The organism is Amycolatopsis sp. NPDC049253 (assembly GCF_040678995.1).
GTDB lineage: Bacteria > Actinomycetota > Actinomycetes > Mycobacteriales > Pseudonocardiaceae > Amycolatopsis.
In genome coordinates this window covers 63238-86826 of the sequence record NZ_JBFAQX010000015.1, presented here as the reverse complement: position 1 = coordinate 86826, position 23589 = coordinate 63238, and the positions used below count along the sequence as shown (strand labels likewise).

At 71.5% G+C, this 23589-nt stretch carries 19 protein-coding genes; 14 read left to right on the top strand and 5 right to left on the bottom strand.

The annotated features are described in order from the left end of the window. The first annotated feature begins 20 nt into the window (after positions 1-20). From AB0K15_RS29335 to AB0K15_RS29300, 8 genes are all read left to right on the top strand, one after another. On the top strand, positions 21-1583 hold the full coding sequence (locus tag AB0K15_RS29335) for an anthranilate synthase component I (protein ID WP_364057338.1): 1563 nt from the start codon (positions 21-23) through the stop codon (positions 1581-1583). Positions 1584-1656: 73 nt separating this feature from the next. Then, the gene (locus tag AB0K15_RS29330; RefSeq protein ID WP_364057638.1) at positions 1657-2169 is read left to right on the top strand and encodes a Trp biosynthesis-associated membrane protein; all 513 of its coding nucleotides are present in this window, start codon (positions 1657-1659) and stop codon (positions 2167-2169) included. A 154-nt stretch (positions 2170-2323) separates the two neighbouring features. Further along, a complete protein-coding gene (gene trpC, locus AB0K15_RS29325; protein WP_364057335.1) occupies positions 2324-3133 on the top strand; it encodes an indole-3-glycerol phosphate synthase TrpC in 810 nt (269 codons plus the stop codon). After that, entirely contained in the window at positions 3130-4350 is a 1221-nt protein-coding gene (gene trpB / locus AB0K15_RS29320; RefSeq protein ID WP_364057332.1) for a tryptophan synthase subunit beta, read from the top strand. Before trpC ends, trpB begins: the two co-directional genes overlap by 4 nt. Next, the gene (gene trpA / locus AB0K15_RS29315) at positions 4347-5141 is read left to right on the top strand and encodes a tryptophan synthase subunit alpha (RefSeq protein ID WP_364057329.1); all 795 of its coding nucleotides are present in this window, start codon (positions 4347-4349) and stop codon (positions 5139-5141) included. Before trpB ends, trpA begins: the two co-directional genes overlap by 4 nt. A gap of 49 nt (positions 5142-5190) precedes the next feature. Beyond that, positions 5191-5541, top strand: a complete 351-nt coding sequence (locus AB0K15_RS29310) for a hypothetical protein (protein ID WP_364057326.1) — start codon at positions 5191-5193, stop codon at positions 5539-5541. Positions 5542-5594: 53 nt separating this feature from the next. Then, entirely contained in the window at positions 5595-6017 is a 423-nt protein-coding gene (locus AB0K15_RS29305) for a hypothetical protein (protein WP_364057323.1), read from the top strand. A gap of 104 nt (positions 6018-6121) precedes the next feature. Continuing rightward, positions 6122-6778, top strand: a complete 657-nt coding sequence (locus AB0K15_RS29300) for a peptidoglycan recognition family protein (RefSeq protein WP_364057320.1) — start codon at positions 6122-6124, stop codon at positions 6776-6778. 2 nt (positions 6779-6780) lie between these two features. Here the strand turns inward: AB0K15_RS29300 and AB0K15_RS29295 are convergent, their stop codons facing one another. Continuing rightward, positions 6781-8148 carry a glutamine synthetase family protein gene (locus AB0K15_RS29295; protein ID WP_364057317.1) on the bottom strand — a complete coding sequence of 456 codons (1368 nt, stop codon included), beginning with the start codon at positions 8146-8148 and terminating at the stop codon, positions 6781-6783. Positions 8149-8234: 86 nt separating this feature from the next. Between AB0K15_RS29295 and AB0K15_RS29290 the strand changes: the two genes are divergently transcribed. The 4 genes from AB0K15_RS29290 to lgt all read left to right on the top strand — a co-directional run bounded on the left by AB0K15_RS29290 (position 8235) and on the right by lgt (position 13138). Beyond that, positions 8235-9674, top strand: coding sequence for an APC family permease (locus tag AB0K15_RS29290; protein WP_364057314.1), 1440 nt, complete (start codon positions 8235-8237; stop codon positions 9672-9674). Then, positions 9671-10810: an amidohydrolase family protein gene (locus AB0K15_RS29285; protein WP_364057311.1), complete on the top strand. Its 1140-nt coding sequence runs from the start codon at positions 9671-9673 to the stop codon at positions 10808-10810. The genes AB0K15_RS29290 and AB0K15_RS29285 overlap by 4 nt, the downstream gene beginning before the upstream one ends. After that, positions 10807-11982 (top strand): M20 family metallopeptidase, encoded by a 1176-nt coding sequence (locus tag AB0K15_RS29280; protein ID WP_364057308.1) that lies wholly within the window; start codon positions 10807-10809, stop codon positions 11980-11982. The genes AB0K15_RS29285 and AB0K15_RS29280 overlap by 4 nt, the downstream gene beginning before the upstream one ends. Positions 11983-12073: 91 nt before the next feature. Continuing rightward, on the top strand, positions 12074-13138 hold the full coding sequence (gene lgt, locus AB0K15_RS29275) for a prolipoprotein diacylglyceryl transferase (protein WP_364057305.1): 1065 nt from the start codon (positions 12074-12076) through the stop codon (positions 13136-13138). Positions 13139-13535: 397 nt separating this feature from the next. Here lgt and AB0K15_RS29270 read toward each other — a convergent pair whose 3' ends face one another. From AB0K15_RS29270 to AB0K15_RS29255, 4 genes are all read right to left on the bottom strand, one after another. Continuing rightward, positions 13536-14384, bottom strand: a complete 849-nt coding sequence (locus AB0K15_RS29270) for a hypothetical protein (RefSeq protein WP_364057302.1) — start codon at positions 14382-14384, stop codon at positions 13536-13538. Positions 14385-14398: 14 nt separating this feature from the next. Further along, positions 14399-15805 (bottom strand): hypothetical protein, encoded by a 1407-nt coding sequence (locus AB0K15_RS29265; RefSeq protein ID WP_364057299.1) that lies wholly within the window; start codon positions 15803-15805, stop codon positions 14399-14401. A 41-nt stretch (positions 15806-15846) separates the two neighbouring features. Continuing rightward, on the bottom strand, positions 15847-16182 hold the full coding sequence (locus tag AB0K15_RS29260; protein ID WP_364057296.1) for a hypothetical protein: 336 nt from the start codon (positions 16180-16182) through the stop codon (positions 15847-15849). A gap of 142 nt (positions 16183-16324) precedes the next feature. After that, positions 16325-17110 (bottom strand): SDR family oxidoreductase, encoded by a 786-nt coding sequence (locus AB0K15_RS29255; protein WP_364057293.1) that lies wholly within the window; start codon positions 17108-17110, stop codon positions 16325-16327. A 383-nt stretch (positions 17111-17493) separates the two neighbouring features. On the opposite strand from AB0K15_RS29255, the gene gltB reads away from it, so the two are divergent. Both gltB and AB0K15_RS29245 read left to right on the top strand, forming a co-directional pair. Further along, a complete protein-coding gene (gene gltB, locus AB0K15_RS29250) occupies positions 17494-22062 on the top strand; it encodes a glutamate synthase large subunit (RefSeq protein WP_364057290.1) in 4569 nt (1522 codons plus the stop codon). Beyond that, complete coding sequence (locus AB0K15_RS29245) at positions 22055-23563, top strand: glutamate synthase subunit beta (protein WP_364057287.1); 1509 nt, start codon at positions 22055-22057, stop codon at positions 23561-23563. Before gltB ends, AB0K15_RS29245 begins: the two co-directional genes overlap by 8 nt. The last annotated feature ends 26 nt before the right edge of the window (positions 23564-23589 follow it).

The window sequence follows — 23589 nt, the reverse complement described above, 5'->3', positions numbered from 1 at the left end:
CGCGCGGCACAATGGGGCGCATGGTCAGCTCAGCAGCCGGCAAATCCACCGGGCCCGGCCCGGTCAGCCCCTCGCGCGCCGAGTTCCGCGCTCTCGCCGAAGGCCGCCGCGTGATCCCCGTGGTGCGCAAGGTCCTCGCCGACGGGGAGACCCCGCTCGGGATCTACCGCAAGCTCGGCGCCGACCGGCCCGGCACGTTCCTGTTCGAGTCGGCGGAGAACGGCAAGTCCTGGTCGCGCTGGTCGTTCGTGGGCGTGCGCAGCCCGGCCGCGCTGACCGTGCGCGACGGCAAGGCCGTGTGGACCGGCACGCCGCCCGTCGGCCTGCCCACCGAGGGCGACCCGCTGCAGGTGCTGCGCGCGACCGTCGAGGCGCTGCACACCGAGCCGCTGCCCGGCCTGCCCCCGCTGACCGGCGGCATGGTGGGTTACATCGGCTACGACGCCGTGCGCTGGCTGGAGAAGCTGCCCGAGCTGGCCGAGCGCGACCTCGACATCCCTGAGCTGACCATGCTCCTGGCCACCGACCTCGCGGCGTTCGACCACCACGAGGGCACCGTCACGCTGATCGCCAACGCGGTCAACTGGGACGACTCGCCCGAGCGCGTGGACGCGGCCTACGACAGCGCGCTGGAGCGCCTGTCGGCGATGACCGAGCAGCTGCGCGTGCCCGCGCCGCCGACCGTCGCGACGTTCGACCGGCCGGCGCCGGAGTTCAAGCGCCGCCGCACGAAGGCGGACTTCCACGCCGCGGTCGACAAGGCCGTGGAAGCGATCAAGGCCGGCGAAGCGTTCCAAGTCGTGCCCTCGCAACGGTTCGAGATCGAGACCGGCGCCGACGCGCTCGACGTGTACCGCGTGCTGCGCACCTCCAACCCGAGCCCGTACATGTACCTCCTGCGGCTGGAGGGCTTCGACATCGTCGGCTCCAGCCCTGAGTCGCTGGTCACCGTGCGCGACGGGCGTGCGACCACGCACCCCATCGCGGGCACGCGCTGGCGCGGCGCCGACCCGGAGGAGGACGCGCAGCTGGCCAAGGACCTGCTGGCCGACGAGAAGGAACGCGCCGAGCACCTCATGCTCGTCGACCTGGGCCGCAACGACCTCGGCAAGGTCTGCCGCCCCGGCAGCGTGCACGTGGTCGACTTCTTCCAGATCGAGCGCTACAGCCACGTGATGCACATCGTCTCCACCGTCACCGGCGAGCTGGCCGAGGGCAAGACGGCGTTCGACGCCGTCACCGCCTGCTTCCCGGCCGGCACGCTCTCGGGTGCGCCCAAGGTGCGCGCGATGCAGCTGATCGAAGAGCTCGAGCCCGTGCGCCGCGCCCTGTACGGCGGGGTGGTCGGCTACCTCGACTTCGCGGGCGACGCCGACACGGCCATCGCCATCCGCACCGCCCTGATGCGCGACGGCGTCGCCTACGTCCAGGCCGGTGGCGGCGTGGTCGCCGACTCCGTGGCCGACTACGAGGACACCGAGTCGCTCAACAAGGCGCGCACGGTGCTCTCGGCCGTCGCGGCGGCCCAGACCATGGTTCCCGCGGGCGAGCTCGAACCGGCCGAGGACTCCGCCGGTGTCTGAGCAGGGAGAACCGGAACCAGCCGGCCCGCAGCAGGTACAGACCGAGGCCAAGCCCTCGCGCCGTCCACTGTGGATGATCGTCGTCGGCCTGCTGCTGGGTGCGCTCGCGCTGTGGGGCGCGTCCAAGCTCGCGTGGTTCGCCGAGTTCCGCGACGGCGGCGTGCTCGGCACGCAGCTCTACACCGAGGACGGCGAGCAGCGCGCCACGGCGCTCGTGCCACTGGCGTTGCTGGCGCTGGCCGGCGTCGCGGGCGTGATCGCCACCGGCGGCTGGGCGCGCCGGATCCTGGGCGTCGTGCTGGCGCTCGCGGGTGTCGCGGGCGTCTGGACCGGCGTGAACGGCGTCAAGTTCAGCGGCTGGGTGCCCGGACTGCCGGTCACCGAGCTGCTGCTCGGGCGCGGGCTGGCCGTGCTGGGCGGAATTCTCCTCGTCGTCGCGGGGTTGGTCGCCATCAAGGGTGCGGGCACCGCGCGGCGGCTCGGCACCCGGTACGCGGCGCCGGGCGCCCAGCGCGCCAAGCGCGATCCGGACATCGAGCTGTGGGAGGCGCTTTCCGAGGGTGAGGACCCCACCGCGGGCAGGTGAGCGCCGGATACCGAAGCGCATTCGGAGCAAGGCGTGCACCCGGAACGGGCCGGTCTTCGAGCGGGGGTTAGCATCGTTTCGGCGGGAAGGGGAAGGTTTTTGTGAGCGAACTTGCGACAGGATCGATGATTTCGCCGAGGGGCGGGTGCGCCCGGTGAGCGTGCTCGAAGACATCGTCGCCGGTGTCCGGGAGGACCTCGCCGTGCGCGAGTCCGCCCTGCCCTTCGACGAGCTGAAGGCCCGCGCGGCCAAGACCCCGGCGCCCCGGGACGTGATGGCCGCCCTGCGTGAGTCGGGTATCGGCGTGATCGCCGAGGTGAAGCGGCGCAGCCCCTCCAAGGGCGACCTCGCCCCGATCGCCGACCCCGCTTCCCTGGCCAAGGACTACGAGGACGGCGGTGCGCGCGTGATCAGCGTGCTCACCGAGCAGCGCCGCTTCGGCGGTTCGCTCGCCGACCTCGACGCAGTGCGCGCGGCGGTCGACGTTCCGGTGCTGCGCAAGGACTTCGTCGTCAGCCCGTACCAGGTCCACGAGGCTCGCCTGCACGGCGCGGACATGGTGCTGCTGATCGTCGCCGCGCTGGAGCAGAACGCACTGGCCGCGCTGCTCGACCGCGTCGAGTCGCTCGGCATGACCGCGCTCGTGGAGATCCACAACGCCGAAGAGGCCGACCGCGCCCTCGAGGCCGGTGCCCAGGTGATCGGCGTCAACGCCCGCAACTTGCACACGCTGGAAGTCGACCGGGACGTGTTCTCCCGCCTCGCCCCGGGGCTGCCGTTCGAGGTGTTCAAGGTCGCCGAGTCCGGCGTCCGCGGCCCCGGGGACCTGATGTCCTACGCCGGCCAAGGCGCCGACGCCGTGCTGGTCGGCGAGGGCCTGGTGGCCTCCGGCGACCCGAAGGGCGCGCTGGTGAAGCTCGTCACCGCCGGTTCGCACCCCGCCTGCCCGAGGCCGGCGCGGTGACCGAGGAGCACAGCAAGCACGACCCGGACGAGCGCGGCTACTACGGCCCGTACGGCGGGCGGTTCATGCCGGAAGCGCTGATCGGCGTCGTCGACGAGGTCGCGGCTGAGTACGACAAGGCGCGCCGCGACCCGGATTTCACCGGTGAGCTGCGTCGCCTGCTCAAGGACTACGCGGGCCGCCCGTCGCTGCTCACCGAGGCCAAGCGCTTCGGCGAGCACGCCGGGGGCGCGCGGGTGTTCCTCAAGCGCGAGGACCTCAACCACACCGGCTCGCACAAGATCAACAACGTGCTCGGCCAGGCGCTGCTCACCAAGCGCATGGGCAAGAAGCGCGTGATCGCGGAGACCGGCGCGGGCCAGCACGGTGTGGCCACGGCCACCGCGTGCGCGCTGCTCGACCTGGAGTGCCTGGTCTACATGGGCGAGGTCGACACCGAGCGCCAGGCGCTCAACGTCGCGCGCATGAAGCTGCTCGGCGCCGAGGTCGTGCCGGTCAAGACCGGTTCCCGCACGCTCAAGGACGCGATCAACGAGGCCTTGCGCGACTGGGTGACCAACTCCGACACCACGCACTACCTGTTCGGCACCGCCGCAGGCCCGTACCCGTTCCCGATGATGGTGCGCAACTTCCACAAGGTCATCGGCGAGGAAGCGCGCGAGCAGATCCTGGAGCAGGCCGGCCGGCTGCCCGACGTCGTCGCCGCGTGCGTCGGCGGAGGGTCCAACGCCATCGGCATCTTCTCCGGCTTCTACGACGATCCGTCGGTGCGGCTGGTCGGCCTGGAGCCGGGCGGCGAGGGCCTCGACGGCGACCGGCACGGCGCCACGCTCACCAAGGGCAGCCCGGGCAACCTGCACGGCGCGATGTCGTACCTGCTGCAGGACGAGGACGGCCAGACGGTGGAGTCGCACTCCATCTCGGCGGGGCTCGACTACCCGGGCGTCGGCCCGGAACACGCGTGGCTCAAGGACTCCGGCCGCGCCGAGTACCGCCCGGTCACCGACGCCGAGGCCATGGACGCGTTCCGGCTGCTCTCGCGCACCGAAGGCATCATCCCGGCGATCGAGTCGGCCCACGCGCTGGCCGGCGCCCTGGTGCTCGGCCGTGAGCTCGGGCCCGAGGGGCTCATCGTCGTGAACCTCTCGGGGCGCGGCGACAAGGACATGGACACCGCGGCCAAGTGGTTCGGCCTCGTGGACGGGGAGGACCAGTGAGCGCGCTCGACGACGTGTTCGCGGCGACGCGGGCGGAAGGCCGGGCCGCGCTGGTCGGCTACCTGCCCGCCGGATTCCCGTCGGTCGACGGCTCGAAGGACCTCCTGGCCGCCACGATCGACGGCGGCGCGGACCTGCTCGAGATCGGCGTGCCGTACTCCGACCCGGTGATGGACGGGCCCACGATCCAGGCCGCCGCCGAGTCGGCGCTGGCCGGTGGGTTCAAGCTCAAGCGGCTCTTCGAGGTCGTCGAGTCGGTGTCGGCGCGCGGCGGCAAGGCCGTGGTGATGACGTACTGGAACCCCGTGCACCGCTACGGGGTGGACCGCTTCGCGCGCGACCTCGCGTCGGCCGGTGGACTGGGCATGATCACGCCGGACCTGATCCCCGACGAGGCCGCCGAGTGGACGGCCGCGTCCGAGGCCCACGGTCTGGACCGGATCTTCCTGGTGGCGCCGTCGTCGTCGGAGGAGCGCCTGGCGCTGACCACCGCCGCGTCGTCCGGCTTCGTCTACGCCACGGCCGTGATGGGTGTCACGGGCGCCCGCGACGCGGTGGGCGTGCACGCGGAAGACCTGGTCCGCCGCACGCGGGCCCACACGCACCTCCCGATCGGCGTCGGCCTCGGCGTCCGCTCCGGCGACCAGGCGGCCCAGGTGGCCGGCTTCGCCGACGCGGTGATCGTCGGGTCGGCCCTGGTCACGGCCGCGGCCGAGGGCAGTGTGGACGGGGTGCGGAAGCTGGCGGAGGAGCTCGCGGAAGGTGTGCGCCGGGCTCCGGCCCGGGCCTGACTCCTGCGTTCTACTCCGCGGGGCCGTGATCGCTGGCAGGATGCGGGCCATGAGCCGCACGGCGCGTCGCATGTTCGAGCTCCTGGAGCCGATCTGCCTGGTCACGTTCTTGTCGGACGAGTGCAACGAGGAGCTGGCGGCGCTCGGGCACCGCACCTACTGGGACGGCTATTTCGTCAGCCGTGCCGCGCCGTTGGGGCGGGTGCCGGCTCAGGTCGTGGACGCGGCTTTCTACAACTTCGCCGAGGGTGAGGTCGCGCGGCACATCCCGAGCGCGTGGGAGACGATCCCGCCCGAGTCCTCCGTCGCCGCCCGGGAACGCGGCAGCGCCGCCTCCCTGCGCCGGATCCTCGGTGCCGAGCTGGCCGGCTCCCCGGGCCTGGTGCGCCCGCCGACCTGACCACACAGGCCGCCACGCGCGCGCCCACCAGGGGCCGGATGATGTTCGCCGGGATGCGCACCCTCCCGGTGCCCACCGACCCCGTCGCCCGCTTGTGGCACTCGGCGACGATGCTCCGCGAACACCGCGCCGACGGCCACATCGCCGCCCTCCTCGCCGCGGACATCGACGGCACGGAAGCCCACGTACTTTCCGCAATCGACATGGGCATCCACCCCCCGGAGTCCTTCGGCCGCGTCCAGCACCTCCCTCCGTCCCGGCTCGCCGCGGTCATGGCCGGCCTGCGCTCCCGCGGCCTCGTCGACGCCGACGGCCACTTCACCGACGCCGGCCGGGAGACCAAGCAGCGCATCGAAACGCTCACGGACGAGCTCGCCGCCCCGCCGTACGACGCGCTGTCTCCCGCCGAGCTCGACGAGCTGATCACCGCCCTCGAACCGATCACGGCGAGGCTGGTGGCCACGGGGTCACAGTGACCGGCGCCGACAGACGGGCCGCGGGAGTCCGTGGTGCGCCGGCGGTCGTGGTTCTGGTGGCCATTTGTATAGATCATGTACGCCCCGCGCCCACCCTCGCGGGCATGGAATTCACCCACCTTCCCCGGCGCTCGTTCCTCCGTGGCGCCGCCGGTCTCACCGCCGCGACCGCGGCCGGGCTGCTGCTGCCCGGAGCGCGGGCCCAAGCGGCAACCGAGCCCCGCATCTACAGCTGCGCCGAGTGGGGCGCGCGGCCGCCCGCCGATCCGTTGACGACGCTCGACCATCCGGCCGACCGGGTGCTCGTGCACCACATCGCGTGTCCCAACAGCACGGACTATTCGCTGTCCCACGCGTTCCAGGTCGCGCGCGACGATCAGGCCGACCACATCGACAACAACGGCTGGTCCGACACCGGCCAGCACTTCACCGTCTCCCGCGGCGGCTACCGCATGGAGGGCCGCCACGGCAGCCTCGACGCGCTGCGCGACGGCAACCGGATCGTCCGCGCCGCGCACTGCCCGGGCCAGAACGACAACGCGATCGGCATCGAGAACGAAGGCACGTACACGTCCGTCGAGCCGCCGCAGGCGCAGTGGGACTCGCTGGTCGTGTTCATCGCGTATGTGTGCGAGCAGTACGGCATTCCCGTCGAGGAGATCAAGGGCCACCGCGACTACTACAACACCGAATGCCCGGGCGACAAGCTCTACGCGAAGCTGCCGCAGCTGCGTGAGGAAGTCGCCGCCCGGCTCGGGTGAGGTCAGTGCAGCCAGCGCATCACGTCGCACAGCTCTTCGGCGTCGAGCCCGCCCAGTTCGTCGATCTCGCCGCGGCGCACGTCCATCAACGTCGTCGCCAGTTCCGCGCCGAAGGCCGATTTCAGCACGTCGTCGGCGACGAACGCGGCCACGGCCTCCTCCAGCGAGCGGGGGAGGCGCACCACTCCCGCGGCCGCGGCGTCCCCGGCCGACAACGTCCCCGGATCCACCTCCACCGGCTCCGGCAGCCGTGCCGCGGCATCGAGCCCCGCGATTCCCGCGAACAGCAACCCGGCCACGACCAGGTACGGATTGGCCGTGAGGTCACAGCACTTCACTTCGAAATTCGCGGCCGTTTCCCGTTTCCCCGCCGGGCCGCGCACCAACCGCAGCGGAGCTTCCCGGTTCTCCAGGCCCCACGCGGTGAACACGCCGGCCCAGTGGTGCGGTTCGAGCCGCAGGTAACTCACCACCGAAGGCGCCCCGATGGCCAGCAAGGCCGGCAACCGCCCGAAAATCCCCGCGGCGAACGACTCGGCCACCTCGCTCAGCCCGAACATCCCGTCGCCGCCGGCGCACAGGTTCCGCCCGCCCGCCCACAGGCTGCAGTGCACGTGCCCGCCGTTGCCCACGCCGCCGGGCGCGAACTTCGGCGTGAACGACGTCCTCAACCCGTGGTTCGCCCCCACCGCGCGGATCGTCTCCCGCGCCAGCACCGCGACGTCCGCCGCCCGCACCGGATCGTCGGCGGACACGGAGACCTCGAACTGCCCCGCCGCGTATTCCGGGTGCACCTGCTCGACCCCGAGGTGCTGACTGTCCAAAGCGGACACCAGATCCCGCACGTACGCCGACTGCTCGGCCAGCCGCGAATACCCGTACGCCGGCCCCGCCACCGGCGTCCCGCCCGGCCCGGCGACCACCCACTCGAGCTCGAACGCCATCCGCGCCGAATACCCGCGTTCGGCCAGCTTCGCCACCGCCGTCGCAGCCAGCGCCCGCGAGTCCTGCGGGTGGGGCTCGCCCTCCTGGTCGTAGCGCAGCGCCGGCGCCCACGCCCACCCCGGCTGCGCGGCGAGCACCGTGAGCGCGTCGAGGTCCGGGTGCAGCCGCAGGTCGCCGACGGGGCCGAGCGAGTAGGCGCCGGACGTGATCGTGTCCGTGCACAGGAAGAAGTCGAACGAGTTCGACGCGCCCACGCCCCACGCCGCGACCTCGGCGAGCCGGCTCACCGGAACCGCCTTCACGCGTGAGATCCCGGAGTTGTCGACGAAGGTCAGCGCCACCAGCTCGACCCCCGAACGGCCCAGCCGCGTCGCTTCCTCGGCACCCCGCCTGGAAAGTTCAACCCGATCGAGCTGGCTCATCATGCCCCCGCGATGTTCACTGTTTACTTCACGCCGGCGTCCTCGCCGGCCGTGGAACCACCTGCTGCCTCCGGACGAAGGAGCGCATCGTGTCAGACATCGTCGAAACCCGTCCAGCGCTGCGGCGCACCCTGTCGGTGTGGCAGGCCGTGGGCCTGTCCGTGGCGCTGATGGCGCCGAGCATGGCCGCCAACATCAACCCCCAGCAGACCGCGGCCGCCGCCGGGCGTGCCGTGCCGCTGGCCTTCCTGCTCTCGGCCGCCGGCGTGCTGCTGGTCGCCTACGGCTTCGTCCGCCTCTGCCAGCACTACCACCACGCGGGCTCGGTCTACGCGTTCGTCGGCGCGACGCTCGGCCCGCGCGCCGGCGTGGTGTCCGGCATCGGGCTGCTCGGCACGTACACCTTCTACGCCGTGGTCACGAGCTCCGCCGCGGGCACCCTCGGCACGGCGTTCCTCACGCAGGTGGGGATCTGGCCGAACCCGCCGTGGTGGGGGCCGTTCGTGCTCACGGGCGTCGCGCTCATCGGCAGCTGGCTGCTGGCGGTGGCGCCCGCGCGCCGCGGCACGTCGACCCTGCTCGCCGTGGAAGGCGCCACGATCGCGGTGATCCTCCTGGTCACCGCCGTGATCCTGGTCCGCCTGATCGCCGGCGACGCGCCCGGCGACGCCCACTTCACGATGTCGGTGTTCACCTTCACCCCGGACATCGGCCTGTCCGGAGTGTTCCTCGGCGCCGTGTTCGGCTTCCTGTCCTTCGCGGGGTTCGAAGCCGCCGCGACGCTCGGCGAGGAGACCCGCGACCCGCGCCGCAACATCCCGCGCGCCATCCTCGGCACGGCTCTCTTCGGCGGCGTCTTCTTCGTGATCGTGACGGCCGTGGAGATGATGGCGTTCCGCTCCGACGCCCAGGCCTTCCACGACTCGCCGTCCTTGCTCGGCGACCTGGGCAGCACGTTCGTCGGCTCGTGGGCCGGTGACGTCATCAGCGTGGGCGCGGCCGTCAGCGCGTTCGGCTGCTGCCTCGCCTGCGTGGTCGGCGGCTCGCGCCTGCTCTTCGCCCTGGGCCGCGACGCCTTCGACGGCCGCGGCATCGGCCGCACGTCCCCGAAGGGCACGCCGGTCACCGCCGTCACGGCCGTCGCGCTGGCGGCCGCGCTGATCATCGTGGTGTGCGCTGTCTTCTTCGGCGCGACCGCGGCGGACACCTTCGCCTGGTCGGGCTCCATCGGCACGCTGATCCTGCTGGTCATCTACCTGCTGACCACCCTCGGCGCCATCCTGCTGCTCTTCGTGCGCCGTCGCATGCACGTCCCGTGGTGGCACCTGATCTTCCCCCTCGGCGCGCTCGCGCTGCTGGGCTACACGGTGTACGTCAACGTCGTCCCCTACCCGACCGAGGGCCCGGCCCGCTGGTTCCCCGTCGCGGCGGGCGCGGTCCTCGTGCTGGCCGTGGTCTTGGTTCTCGTGGCGCCCGGCTTCGCCCGTAGGGTGGGGGAAAGGCTGGGTGTCACCGAAGGAGGCCGATGAGCGAGGTGCTGGACTTCGTCGCCGAGGCGCCGCTGGTCGATCACCACTGCCACGGCGTGGTGACCGGCGAACTCCGGCGCGAGGGCTTCGAGCGGATGCTCACGGAGGCCGACGCGGTGTCACCGCTGGGGACGTCGCTGTTCGACTCGCTCATCGGGCTCGCCGTGCGCGAGCGGTGCGCGCCGGTGCTCGACCTGCCGAAGCACGCGACGGCCGACGAGTACCTCGCGCGGCGCGCCGAGCTGGGGGCCGAGGAGGTCAACCGGCGGTTCCTGCGCGGTACGGGGACCACCGACTTCCTGCTCGACGGCGGTTTCCAGCCCGACGAGCTCACCGGCACCGCCGAGTTCGCCCGCCTCGCCGGAGCCCGCGCGCACGACGTGGTCCGGCTCGAGCAGGTCGCCGAGGACGTGGTGCGGGCCGGCACGACCGCGGGCCGGTTCGCCGCGGACTTCGGGGCGGAGCTGGAAAAACGGGCGAAGCACGCGGTCGGGGTGAAGTCGATCGCCGCGTACCGGGTGGGGCTGGAGCTGTCGGGTGAGCGGCCCGACGCCGTGGAGGTGGTCGACGCGGCCGGCCGGTGGCTCTCGCGCGTCGGCGCCGGGCTGGGGCTGCGCCTGGCCGACGAAGTGCTGCACCGCCACCTCGTGTGGGCAGGCCTCGACCTCGGGCTGCCCGTGCAGTTCCACGTGGGCTACGGCGACTCCGACGTGGACCTGCACCGCTGCGATCCCTTGCTGCTCACCGGGTTCCTGCGCGCCACGCGGAGGACGGGCGTGCCGATCCTGCTGCTGCACAACTACCCGTTCCACCGCAACGCCGCCTACCTCGCGCAGGTCTTCGAGCACGTCTTCGTGGACACCGGCCTCATCACACACAACGCCGGCTTCCGCGCCCCGGCGATCCTGGCCGAGACGCTGGAGCTCGTGCCGTTCGGCAAGCTGCTGTTCTCCACCGACGCGTTCGGCCTCGCGGAGCTCTACCACCTCGGCACAACCCTGTTCCGCCAAGGGCTTTCCGACTTCCTGCGGTCCGCTCTGGCGGCCGACGCACTGTCCGAAGTGGACGCGAAGCGCCTCGTGCGCCTCGCCGGCCACGAGAACGCCACCCGGATCTACCGCCTGGAGCCCCGATGACCGACCTGGCCGCGCGCTGGCGTGCCGCCCTCGCCGACGAGCTGCCGGGTGCCGTCGAGCTGCGCCACCGGCTGCACGCCGACCCGCGCGCGTCCGGCGACGAGGAGGACACCGCGCGCGTGGTGGCCGCCGCGCTGGGCGCCGGCGAAGGTCTGCGCGTCGCCAAGACGGGACGGCTGGTCGAGCTGGCCGGAGAGCACCCCGGCCCCGCCGTCGCGCTGCGCGCGGAGATGGACGCGTTGCCGATCGTCGAGCGCACGGGTGCGGCGTGGGCCTCGGACTCCGGGCTGATGCACGCGTGCGGCCACGACGTGCACCTGGCCGCGCTGGTCGCCGTGTGCCGGGCGGCGCAGCGTGTGGGCGTGCCGCGACGGCTGGTCGCGGTGCTGCAGCCGCGTGAGGAGACTTCGCCTTCGGGCGCGCTGGACGTCGTCGAGTCGGGGGCGCTGGAGGAGCTCGGCGTGGACACCGTCATCGGCGCCCACGTGCAGCCGCGGCTGGCGCACAACGTCGTCTCCGCCGCGCCCGGTCCGGTGAACGCGTCGACCGACGAGTTCGAGATCGTGCTCCACGGCCAGGGCGGCCACGCGGGCTACCCGCACCTCGTGCGCGACCCGGTGCTGGCGCTGAGCCAGCTGGTGGTGAGCCTGCAGCAGCTCGCGAGCCGCCGGATCGACCCCGTGCACGGCGCCGTCTGCACGGTCGGGCGCATCCACGCCGGCACGGCCGCCAACGTCGTCCCCAACACCGCGTCCGCGCTCGGCTCGCTGCGGCTCATGCGCGCGACCGACCGCGTGCACGCGCTGGACGTGCTGGCCGAGATCGTGCACTCCACCGCCCGCGCGTACGGCTGCACCGCCGACCTGCAGATCAGTCCGTGCGAGCCCGTGCTGGTCAACGACCCGGCGCTGGCGGCGGCCGCCCAGACGTGGCTGCTCGACGGCGGTGCCGACGTCGACGTGGACTTCCGCTCCTTCGGCGCCGACGACTTCGCCCACTACTGCGGCACCGGCACACGCGGGCTGATGCTGTTCGTCGGCCTCGGCGACACCGCGGGGGCGCCCAGCCTGCACGACGAGGTGTTCCTGCCCGAGGACGCTGCCGTCGGCCAGGTCGCGCGGGCCCTGATGGCCGGGTACCTCGCCGCTCTGCAGCCGGGAGGCTACGAGTAGTCACCGTCGCGACCGGACCGTGACCGGTCCTTCACGAATCCTTCGGCGGCTCCCTCACCACACCGGAGCATTGACGCGCTACGGTGACCGCGTGTATTCCGCCTCGGCAGCCTTCCTGGCCACGATCCCGAGCCCCGACCGCGGTGTGTGGCACCTGGGGTTCATCCCGATCCGTGCCTACGCACTGTGCATCATCGCCGGCATCATCGTGGCGATCTGGTGGGGAGAGCGCAGGTGGGCCGCGCGCGGGGGCACCAAGGGGACCGTGATCGACGTCGCGGTGTTCGCCGTGCCGTTCGGCCTCGTCGGCGGCCGCCTCTACCACGTGATCACCGACCCCGAGCTGTACTTCACGGCCGGCAAGAACCCGTGGAACGCCTTCGCCATCTGGGACGGCGGTCTCGGCATCTGGGGCGCCATCGCCCTGGGTGGTGTCGGCGCCCTGATCGCCTGCCGCCGCAAGGGCATCCCGCTCCCGGCACTGGCCGACGCGATCGCCCCCGGCATCGTCACCGCGCAGGCCATCGGCCGCATCGGCAACTACTTCAACCAGGAGCTCTACGGCGCGCACACCGACCTGCCGTGGGGCCTGGAGATCTACCAGCGCATCGACCCGACGACCGGGCTGCCCAACGACCTCACCGGCATCGCCACCGGCCACATCCCGCTGCCCGACAGCCCCGTGCACCCGACCTTCCTGTACGAGCTGATCTGGAACCTGCTCGTCGCCCTGGTCGTGGTGTGGGCCGACCGCCGCTTCAAGCTCGGCCACGGCCGCGCGTTCGCCCTGTACGTGGCCGGCTACACCTTGGGCCGCTGCTGGATCGAGTTCATGCGCACCGACACCGCGAACCACATCCTGGGCCTGCGCGTCAACGTCTGGACCTCGATCCTGGTCTTCCTCGGCGCGGTGATCTACATGATCGTGGCCAAGAAACGTGGTCCCCGCGAGCTGCCCGAGACGCTGCACAGCCGGGGCGACGAGCGCGACGCGGTGGAGGAATCTGCGGACCCAAGCTCGTCTTCCGCGGACTCCGCCCCCGCCCCACCGGAAGCCGACTCACCCGAGGACGGCCCCCAGCCGGAGGCCCGCGACGAGATCACCGTGGACGCCGGCTCCTCCGGCCCGGACTCGGACAAGCCTGAGAAGTCCTGACCCGGTTTTTCACCACGCACGAGGTCCCCGGCCCGAAGTCGAGCCGGGGACCTCGTGCGTTGCGGGTCCGGGCACTCGCGGCCGCCGCGCCGGGCACGGGGGCGGGTTATCGAGCATTGCCTGATGAGGTAGCCGGCCGGAGGTGCGCCTCGGGCGCTGCTGTGACTGGTCGAGCGCGGCTCGTCTCAGCCGTTGCTCGTCTGAGGTCCCGGCCTGAGGCTGGTCGGGACCTCGGGTGGTGCGCGCGCCGCGTGCGGAAGTCCCGCGTGCGTCGCTTCGGACGGCGGGTCCGGTGGGGTTAATGGTCCACGGCCGCTCTCGCCGGTCCGCGGCTCGGTTCCGACTGCTCGGGGGTGGTGATGCCGGCTCTCACCGCCACCACCACCCCCGAGCGGGCTCAGCCGAGCGGGGAGCCGCCGAAGTAGTCGTCGTCTCCGTCGGGGCGGTCTTCGCCGCGGGGGCGGCGCGGGGAGGGCGGGTCCTGGCGCTTCGGGGTGCCGCGGTCGGCGAGGGGGTTGGTGAACTCGTCGTCGTCCGGGGTGGTGAAGCGCAGGCGCGGGTCCTCGTGCCGGGGTGCGGCGTGCCGGCCGTGGTCCGGCTCGGGCGATGGCGACGAGGACGACGGCGGCACAGGCGGCACAGGAGGCACCGGCGGGGCCGGCCGCTTGCGGTCGGCCAGCGGGTCGGCGAAGTCGTCGTCCGGCGGGGGAGCGCTGTGGCGGCCGGGCGGCGGCGGAGCCGGGTGCGACAGTGAGGTGCTGCTCGCCAGCGGGTCGTCCGTCGAGAAGCCCTTCGGCTCCTCCGCGGCGGCCGGGTAGGTCGAGCGGTTCGAGTCGGCGAGGAAGTCGCGCGAGCCGGTGCGGGCTTCGAGGACCTCCTCGGGCGACAGGCCCTCTTGCATCTCCTCGTACATGTCCTTCGCGTCGCCGAGCTTGGCGTCGGCCAGGGCGCGCACCTCGGGGTCGGCGAAGGCCTTCCCGGACGCGACGTCCTTCCACGTCAGCTCGCCGGCGTCGACCTTGCGCTTGACCAGGCGCAGCGCGGCCGGGGCGTCGGGCTTCGAGGCGGCGGTCTTGAGCGCCTCGACGCGTTCGGGGGTGTCGGTCTGCGGCAGCGGCTTCAGGCGGATCTTCTCGAGGTCCTTCAGCAGCTGCCGCGACTTGCTCACGGTGCTGTCGAGCGCCGATTCCGCCTCGCGGATCTCCGGCGTCTTCCACGCGTCCTGCGCGGGGGTGGGCCGTGACATGACGGCGGGTCCTCTCAGTCGTCGATGCGGCCGCTGATCCGGCCGCTGCCCGAGTGCGCGGGTGTACGGCCGCGGCGGCTGTCCCAGTAGTCCTTGTTGTCCTGGTGGTTCTCGCGCGTCTCTTTCGCGCCGTCCTTCACGGAGTCCTTGATGTCACCCACGTCGCCCGCGATGTCGGAGGCGTTGTCCTTGATGTCGCCGACGTCGCCCGCGATGCCCTTGCCGATGTCGATCACGTCGGAGATGCTGCCGACGTCCTTGATCTTCGCCAGCTGCGAACCGATGTCCTTCACCGAGTTCCACAGGTCGCCGACCTTCTGCACGATGTCCTTGATCATGTCGATGATCGAGATCAGCGCGTTGATGAGCGGCAGGATCTCCGAAAGCCCGGTGATCGCGTCGGCGATCCACCCCGCGATCGGCACGCACGCCTCGGCCGCCATCACCAGCAGCCGGTCGATCAGGCTCTTCAACAGGTCGAGCGCCTTGGCCGCCAGCTTCTGCGACGTGTCCGACAGCAGCTCGAACCCCTTGGCGATCAGCTCCGCGATCCCGGCCTCCGCGGCCAGCCCCGCGCGCCACCCCAGGTCCACATACGCCTTGTGCGCCAGCGACGCCGGGCCAGACCAGCTCTCGCCGAGGATCTTCTCGTTGCCCACCATCACGGTCGAGAACGCCTTCATCGCCTCGGCGATGTTGCGCCACGCCTCGGCGTCGGCCGAGATCTTCGAGAAGTCACCGGTGATCGGCTCGATGAACATCTGCGTGAGCGTCTGGCCCGTCAGCTGCTGGAAGATCCACTCGACGGCCATGACCTCGACGCCGGCCTCCTTGACGAGGTCCTGGATGTCCTCGCCGGACGTGTCCTCGGGCGGCTGCAGCTGCTCGCTGATCGAGCTGCCCTCGTCGAACCCGCTCGGCGACGTGGCCGGCGCGGCGCCGGGATCCCCTCCGGACGACGACGGCGAATCGCCACCGTCGTCGGAGTCGTCATCGGAGTCGTCGTCATCGTCATCGTCCGAGTCGTCGTCCTCGGGCTCGTCGGAGTCGTCGTCGTCCTTCTTCTTTTTCTCGTCCTTGTCCTCGTCGCCCTTGTTGTTGCCGTCTTCGTCCTCGCCCTGCCCCGGGCGCCTGCGCTCGTCGCCTTCGTCCTGGCCGGGCCGGTTCGGGTTGCGCGGGTCGTCCGGCTGGTGTCCCTGCGGGGGCACGCCGGGCGCCGGGGTGCCCGGGTTGCCCTGCTGCGGCGGCGAACCCGGCCGGTTCGGCGGCGGTGTGTTCGGGTGCTGGGGCGCGTTCGGGTGCTGGGGCGGCGTGTTCGGGTGCTGCGGCGGCGTGTTCGTATGGTGCGTTGGCGTGTTCGGGTGCGTCGGCGTGTGGTGCGTCGTTCCGCCGGACCCGCCCGGGTGGCTGTGCCTGGCCATGTCGTTCCCCCTCGGTGGTGGTCGAAGTCAGTGGTGGGTGGTCACTTCGCGGGCGTGCCGACCTCGTCGATCGCGATGCCGAACTCCTTGAGGATCGCGGCGACCTGGCCGTCGTGGTGGTCGTAGGAGTCGGCGGCGGAGCGGACGCCCTGGCTCAGCGAGGTGAGGCGGTTGTCGCCGAAGTCGAGGGTGCTGCCGTAGAGGTTGCCCACCAGGTCGACCACGGGCTGCAGCAAAGCGAACAGGCCGGTGAAGCCCGACTTGTCGCACGCGGTCGTGCGCATGTAGTCCTTGATCTTGCCGACCTGGGCGTGCAGCCCGTCGACGACGTCCGCGTACTCGCGCATGACGTCGGTGTGTACGTCGAATTCCGACACCGATTCCCTCCCCGTGATCGCCGGTCGACGGACACTATGGCAGGAAGTGATCACCCAGCGTGCGGTGTTTGGGGAAATCCACCGGTTCGGACACGGCAACCCGACAAAGGGGTCAAATCAGGCACTGATCCACAAAGGACGGTCAGAGATCCGGCAGCCCGAGCTCGAGGTTCGGTGCCTGGAGCCCACCGTCCACTTCGAGCACTTTGCCCGTGACGTACGCGGCGGCCGGCGAAGCCAGGTACAGCACCGCCGAAGCCACGTCCTCCGCGGAGCCGATGCGCCGCAGCGGGGTCGCGTTCTCCATCTTCACGCGGATCTCTTCGTTGCCCGCCACCAGTTCCAGTGCCGACGTGAGCACCGAACCGACGCAGATCGCGTTCACGCGCACCTTCGGCGCGAGGTCCACGGCGGCCAGCCGCGTGTAGTGCGACAGCGCGGCCTTCGCCGTGCCGTAGGCGAGAAAACCGCGGCCCTGCACGCGGCCCATGATCGACGAGATGTTGACCACCGCGCCGCTGCTCTCGAGCAGCGCGGGGGTCGCGGCGACGGTCAGTGCGTGGGCGGTCGCGACGTTGAACCGGAACGCTTCCTCGAGGAAGTCCGTCGTCGACTCGGTGAACGGCCTCGGGTACGTGCCGCCGACGTTGTTGACGACGATGTCAAGCCGCCCGAACGCCTCGAGGGCCGCCGAGGCCAGCGCGCCTGCCGCGGTCGGGTCCGAGAGGTCGGCGGTCACCACGTGTGCGCGGCGCCCGGCCGCGGCCACGCGGGCGGCCACCTCGTTCAGCTGGGACTCGGTGCGGGAGGCGATGACCACGTCGGCACCCGCTTCGGCGAGCGCCACGGCGGTGGCCGCACCGATGCCGCGACCGGCGCCGGTGACCACCGCGACCCGGTCCGTGACGCGGAACCGATCGAGGATCATGCGGCGGACGCTAACACGGTTCACCGGCGAGCGGCATCGGTCACACAGGTGGTCGCGCGGGCCCGCCAGGCACCGCGAAGACCCCAGGAAAACCGCCGGAAACGGCTGCGCCAGGCCGGATGCGTAAAAACCCGGTTACACTTGACGACAACCGCCCAGATCCGATAGTTAGCTAAGCGAACAACCTGGGTGTCATCAGGAACTGTGTCGTTCCGCGCAGCCGGATCGTTACCGTTCACCGCCGTCCGGGGCGCTCTGAGGTGCTGCTCCGGTGTTTCCCAGGTGTTAAAGTCGCGCTAACAAGCGGGCCATCGTCGTCCCGTGCGCTCCCCACGGCCGGTCCGCCGGCCTCGCACGAAGACGACGAAGGAGGTCCCTTTTCCATGATCTTCTCCGCCATTCCCGGCAAGCAGGGTCTCTACGACCCGGCGACCGAGCTGGACTCCTGCGGTGTGGCCATGGTGGCCGACATCCAGGGGCGCCGCTCCCACGGCATCGTCGCCGACGGGCTGACCGCGCTGGCGAACCTCGAGCACCGCGGCGCAGCGGGCGCCGAACCCACGAGTGGCGACGGCGCGGGCATCCTGCTGCAGCTGCCCGACCAGCTGCTGCGTGCCGAAGCCGGCTTCGCTCTGCCCGCCGCGGGCGCCTACGCCGCCGGTATCGCGTTCCTGCCCGGAGAGGCCGAGCAGCGCCGCAAGGCCGTCGAGCTGGCCGAACGCATCGCCGCCGAAGAGGGCCTCGAGGTCCTCGGCTGGCGCGAGGTCCCCGTCGACGTGGACCGGGCCGGAATCGGTCCCACGGCGCGTTCGGTGATGCCGCACTTCGCCATGCTGTTCGTCGCGTCGCCGGGCGGCGAAGCCGGGCTGGAGCTCGAACGGCTGGTCTTCTGCCTGCGCAAGCGCGTGGAGCACGAGAGCGCGGCCTCGGGCTGCGGCACGTACTTCCCGTCGCTGTCGGCCCGCACGATCGTCTACAAAGGCATGCTCACCACGGCGCAGCTGCCCGCGTTTTTCACCGACCTCACCGACGAGCGGCTCGAGAGCGCGATCGCCCTGGTGCACTCGCGGTTCTCCACCAACACGTTCCCGTCGTGGCCGCTCGCGCACCCGTTCCGGTTCGTGGCGCACAACGGCGAGATCAACACCGTGCGCGGCAACCGCAACCGCATGCGCGCCCGCGAGGCGCTGCTGGAGTCCGACCTGATCCCGGGTGACCTCACGCGGCTGTTCCCGATCTGCTCGCCGGACGCGTCGGACTCGGCGTCGTTCGACGAGGTGCTGGAGCTGCTGCACCTCGGTGGCCGGTCGCTGCCACACGCGGTGCTGATGATGATCCCGGAGGCGTGGGAGAACGCCGCCGTCGGAGACGGCAATCCGGATTCGGCCACCATGTCCGCCGAACGTCGCGCGTTCTACCAGTTCCACGCGAGCCTGATCGAGCCGTGGGACGGCCCGGCCTGTGTGACGTTCACCGACGGTACGCTGGTCGGCGCGGTCCTCGACCGCAACGGCCTGCGCCCCGCGCGGTGGTGGCAGACGGCCGACGGCCGCGTGGTCCTCGCCAGCGAGGCCGGCGTGCTCGACGTGGCTCCCGGCGACGTGGTGGCGAAGGGCCGCCTCAAGCCGGGCCGCATGTTCCTCGTGGACACCGAGGCCGGTCGCATCGTCTCCGACGACGAGGTGAAATCGGCGCTGGCCGCGGAACAGCCGTACGAGGGCTGGCTGCACGCCGGGCTGCTGAAGCTCGCCGAGCTGCCCGACCGCGACCACGTGGTGCAGAGCCACGACTCCGTGCTGCGCCGCCAGCTCGCCTTCGGCTACACCGAGGAAGAGCTCAAGATCCTTCTCGCGCCGATGGCCGCCAAGGGTGCCGAGCCGCTCGGCTCGATGGGCACCGACACCCCGGTCGCCGCGCTGTCGAAGCGATCCCGGCTGCTGTACGAGTACTTCAAGCAGAACTTCGCGCAGGTCACCAACCCGCCGCTCGACGCGATCCGCGAAGAGCTCGTCACGTCGATGGCCCGCATCATGGGCCCGGAGCGCAACCTGCTCGCGCCTGGCCCCGCGTCGTGCCGGCACCTGAACCTGCCGTACCCCGTCATCGACAACGACGAGCTCGCGAAGCTCATCCACATCAACGACGACGGCGATCTGCCGGGCTTCGCGTGCAGTGTCCTTTCCGGACTGTACGAAGTGGACGGCGGCGCCGAGGCGCTGGCTGCCGCGATCGAACGAGTACGCCGGGAAGCGTCGGAGGCGATCGCCGCCGGGGCGCGCACGCTGGTGCTGTCCGATCGCGACTCCGACCACCGCATGGCGCCGATCCCGTCGCTGCTGCTGGTCTCCGCGGTGCACCACCACCTGGTGCGTACCAAGGAACGCCTGCGCGTCGCGCTCGTCGTGGAGACGGGCGACGCGCGCGAGGTGCACCACATCGCCGTGCTGCTGGGCTACGGCGCCGCGGCGGTGAACCCGTACCTCGCGTTCGAGACGATCGAGGACATGATCGCGCAGGGCGCGGTCACCGGGATCGAGCCGGCCAAGGCGATCCGCAACTACGTGCAGGCGCTCGTGAAGGGCGTCCTGAAGATCATGTCGAAGATGGGCATCTCGACTGTCGGCGCGTACACAGCTGCGCAGGTGTTCGAGTCGCTCGGCCTGAGCCAGGACCTGCTCGACGAGTACTTCACCGGCACGTCGTCGAAGCTCGGCGGGGTGGGTCTCGACGTGCTGGCCGAGGAGGTTGCGGTGCGCCACCGCCGTGCCTACCCGGACAACCCGACCGACCGCGTCCACCGTGGACTCGACACCGGCGGCGAGTACGCCTACCGCCGCGAGGGCGAGCTGCACCTGTTCACGCCGGAGACGGTGTTCCTGCTGCAGCACGCGTCGAAGACCGGCCGCGAAGAGGTGTACCGCTCCTACACCGAAGAGGTGCACCGCCTCTACCGCGAAGGCGGCGCGCTGCGCGGGCTGTTCAAGTTCCGCGACAGCGTGCGTGAGCCCGTGCCGCTCGATGAGGTGGAGCCCGCGTCGGCGATCCTCAAGCGCTTCAACACCGGCGCCATGTCCTACGGCTCGATCTCGGCCGAGGCCCACGAGACGCTCGCCATCGCCATGAACCGCATCGGCGGCCGCTCCAACACCGGTGAAGGCGGCGAGGACCCGGAGCGCCTCTACGACTCCGAACGCCGCAGCGCGATCAAGCAGGTCGCTTCGGGCCGGTTCGGCGTGACGAGCGAGTACCTCGTCAACGCCTCCGACATCCAGATCAAGATGGCGCAGGGCGCGAAGCCCGGCGAAGGCGGTCAGCTGCCGCCGAACAAGGTGTATCCGTGGATCGCGCGCACGCGGCACTCGACGCCGGGCGTCGGGCTGATTTCGCCGCCGCCGCACCACGACATCTACTCCATCGAGGACCTGGCGCAGCTGATCCACGACCTGAAGAACGCCAACGAGCAGGCCCGCGTCCACGTGAAGCTGGTGTCCTCGCTCGGCGTCGGCACGGTCGCGGCCGGCGTGTCCAAGGCCCACGCCGACGTGGTGCTCATCTCCGGGCACGACGGCGGCACCGGCGCCTCGCCGATGAACTCGCTCAAGCACGCCGGCACGCCGTGGGAGATCGGCCTCGCCGAGACCCAGCAGACGTTGCTGCTCAACGGTTTGCGCGACCGCATCACCGTGCAGGTCGACGGCGCCATGAAGACCGGGCGCGACGTGGTGATCGCGGCGCTGCTCGGCGCCGAGGAGTACGGCTTCGCGACGGCCCCCCTCGTCGTCGCGGGCTGCGTGATGATGCGCGTGTGCCACCTCGACACGTGCCCGGTCGGTGTTGCGACGCAGAGCCCCGAGCTGCGCAAGCGGTACACCGGCCAGGTCGAGCACGTCGTGAAGTTCTTCGAGTTCGTAGCCGAGGAGGTGCGGGAAACGCTGGCGCAGCTGGGTTTCCGCACCCTCGACGAGGCCATCGGGCACGCCGAGGTGCTCGACACCGCCGAGGCCGAAGCGCACTGGAAGTCGGCCGGGCTGGACCTCAAGCCGATCTTCGAGGTGCCGGCCGAGACGCCGTACGGCGGGGCGAAGCGGCGTGTGCGGGCGCAGGACCACGGCCTGGAGCACGCTCTGGACCGCACGCTCATCCAGCTCGCCGAGGCGGCGCTGGAAGACGCGCACCCGGTGCGCCTGGAGCTGCCGGTGCGCAACGTGAACCGCACCGTCGGCACCCTGCTGGGCTCGGAGATCACCCGCCGCTACGGCGGTGAGGGCCTGCCCGAGGACACGATCCACGTGCTGCTCACCGGTTCGGCCGGGCAGTCGCTGGGCGCGTTCCTCCCGCGCGGCATCACGCTCGACATGGTCGGCGACGCCAACGACTACGTCGGCAAGGGGCTCTCGGGCGGCCGCATCATCGTGCGGCCCGACCCCGAAGCCGTGTTCGCCGCCGAGCGCCAGACGATCGCGGGCAACACGCTCGCGTACGGCGCCACGGCCGGCGAGATGTTCCTGCGGGGCCAGGTGGGCGAACGCTTCTGCGTGCGCAACTCCGGCGCCACGGTGGTCGCCGAAGGTGTCGGCGACCACGCCTTCGAGTACATGACCGGCGGCCGCGCCGTGGTGCTCGGCCCGACGGGCCGCAACCTCGCCGCCGGCATGTCCGGCGGCACCGCTTATGTGCTCGACCTCGATCGCGCCAAGGTCAACGGTGACATGGTGGATCTGTCCGCGCCGGGTTCCGAGGACCTGGCGTGGCTCAAGCAGATCGTCCAGCAGCACTACGACCTGACCCGCTCGGCGGTGGCCGCGTCGCTCCTCGGCGACTGGACGCGGCGTTCGGTGGCCTTCACCAAGGTGATGCCGCGCGACTACCAGCGGGTCCTCGACGCGGCCACGGCGGCTCGTGCCGCCGGTCGCGACGTCGACGAAGCGATCATGGAGGCCGCTCGTGGCTGACCCGACCGGTTTTCTCAAGTATCGGCGCGAAGAGTCGAAGAAGAAGTCCAAAGAGGACCGTCTCGCCTCCTGGGGCGAGGTCTACGCCGACGTGGAGCCGGGCGAGCGCAACGAAACCGTGCGCACGCAGGCCTCGCGCTGCATGGACTGCGGCATCCCGTTCTGCCACTCCGCCGCCTCGGGCTGCCCGCTCGGCAACTTGATCCCGGAGTGGAACGACCTCGTCCGCCGCGGCGACTGGGCCGCGGCGAGTGATCGGCTGCACGCCACCAACAACTTCCCCGAGTTCACCGGGAAGTTGTGCCCGGCGCCGTGCGAGGCCGGCTGCGTGCTGTCGATCTCGCCGCTGTCGGGCGGGCCGGTGGCCATCAAGCGGGTGGAGGCGACGATCGCCGACCAGTCGTGGGAAGCCGGGTACGTGCAGCCGCAGGTGTCCGAGGTGTCCTCGGGCCGCCGCGTCGCCGTGGTCGGCTCGGGGCCGGCCGGGCTGGCCGCCGCGCAGCAGCTCACGCGCGCGGGCCACGAGGTCACGGTGTTCGAGCGCGACGACCGCCTCGGCGGCCTGCTGCGCTACGGCATCCCCGAGTTCAAGATGGAGAAGAAGGTCCTCGACCGGCGCCTCGCGCAGCTGCGCAAGGAAGGCACGCGGTTCGTCACCGGCTGCGAGGTCGGCGTGGACCTCACGGTGGAAGACCTGCGCGAGCAGTACGATGCCGTGGTGCTCGCCGTGGGCGCGCTGCGCGGCCGCGACGATCGGACCACGCCGGGCCGCGAGCTGCGCGGCATCCACCTCGCCATGGAGCACCTCGTGCCCGCCAACCGGTTCGTGGAGGGCGACGGCCCGTCGCCGATCGACGCGGCCGGCAAGCACGTAGTCGTGATCGGCGGTGGCGACACCGGCGCCGACTCCTACGGCACCGCCACCCGCCAGGGCGCGCTGTCGGTCACGCAGCTGGACCAGTACCCCGTGCCGCCGACGAGCCGCGACGACGACCGCTCGCCGTGGCCCACGTGGCCCTACATCCTGCGCACCTACCCGGCGCACGAGGAGGCCGGCGAGCGCAAGTTCGCCGTGGCCGTGAAGCGGTTCGTCGACGACGGCGCCGGCAACGTGAAGGCTCTGGAGCTGCAGCAGGTCCGCGTGGTGAAGGACCCGGAGACGGGCCGGCGCGAGGTCGTGCCGACCAGCGACGAGGTCGAGGTGCTGCCGGCGGACCTGGTGCTGCTGGCGATCGGCTTCGAGGGTGTGGAGCAGATGCCGCTGCTCGACGGTCTGGGCCTTTCCCTGACGCGGCGCGGCACGTTGTCGTGCGGTGCCGACTGGCAGACCGGGACGCCGGGCGTGTTCGTCTGCGGCGACGCCCACCGCGGCGCGTCGCTGGTGGTGTGGGCCATCGCCGAGGGCCGGTCCGTGGCCAACGCCGTGGACGCGTTCCTCATGGGCGACTCGGACTTGCCGGCTCCGGTGCACCCGACGGCGTTGCCGCTCGCGGTGGTCTGATCCCCGGTTGCTCCAGGCCCCCAGGT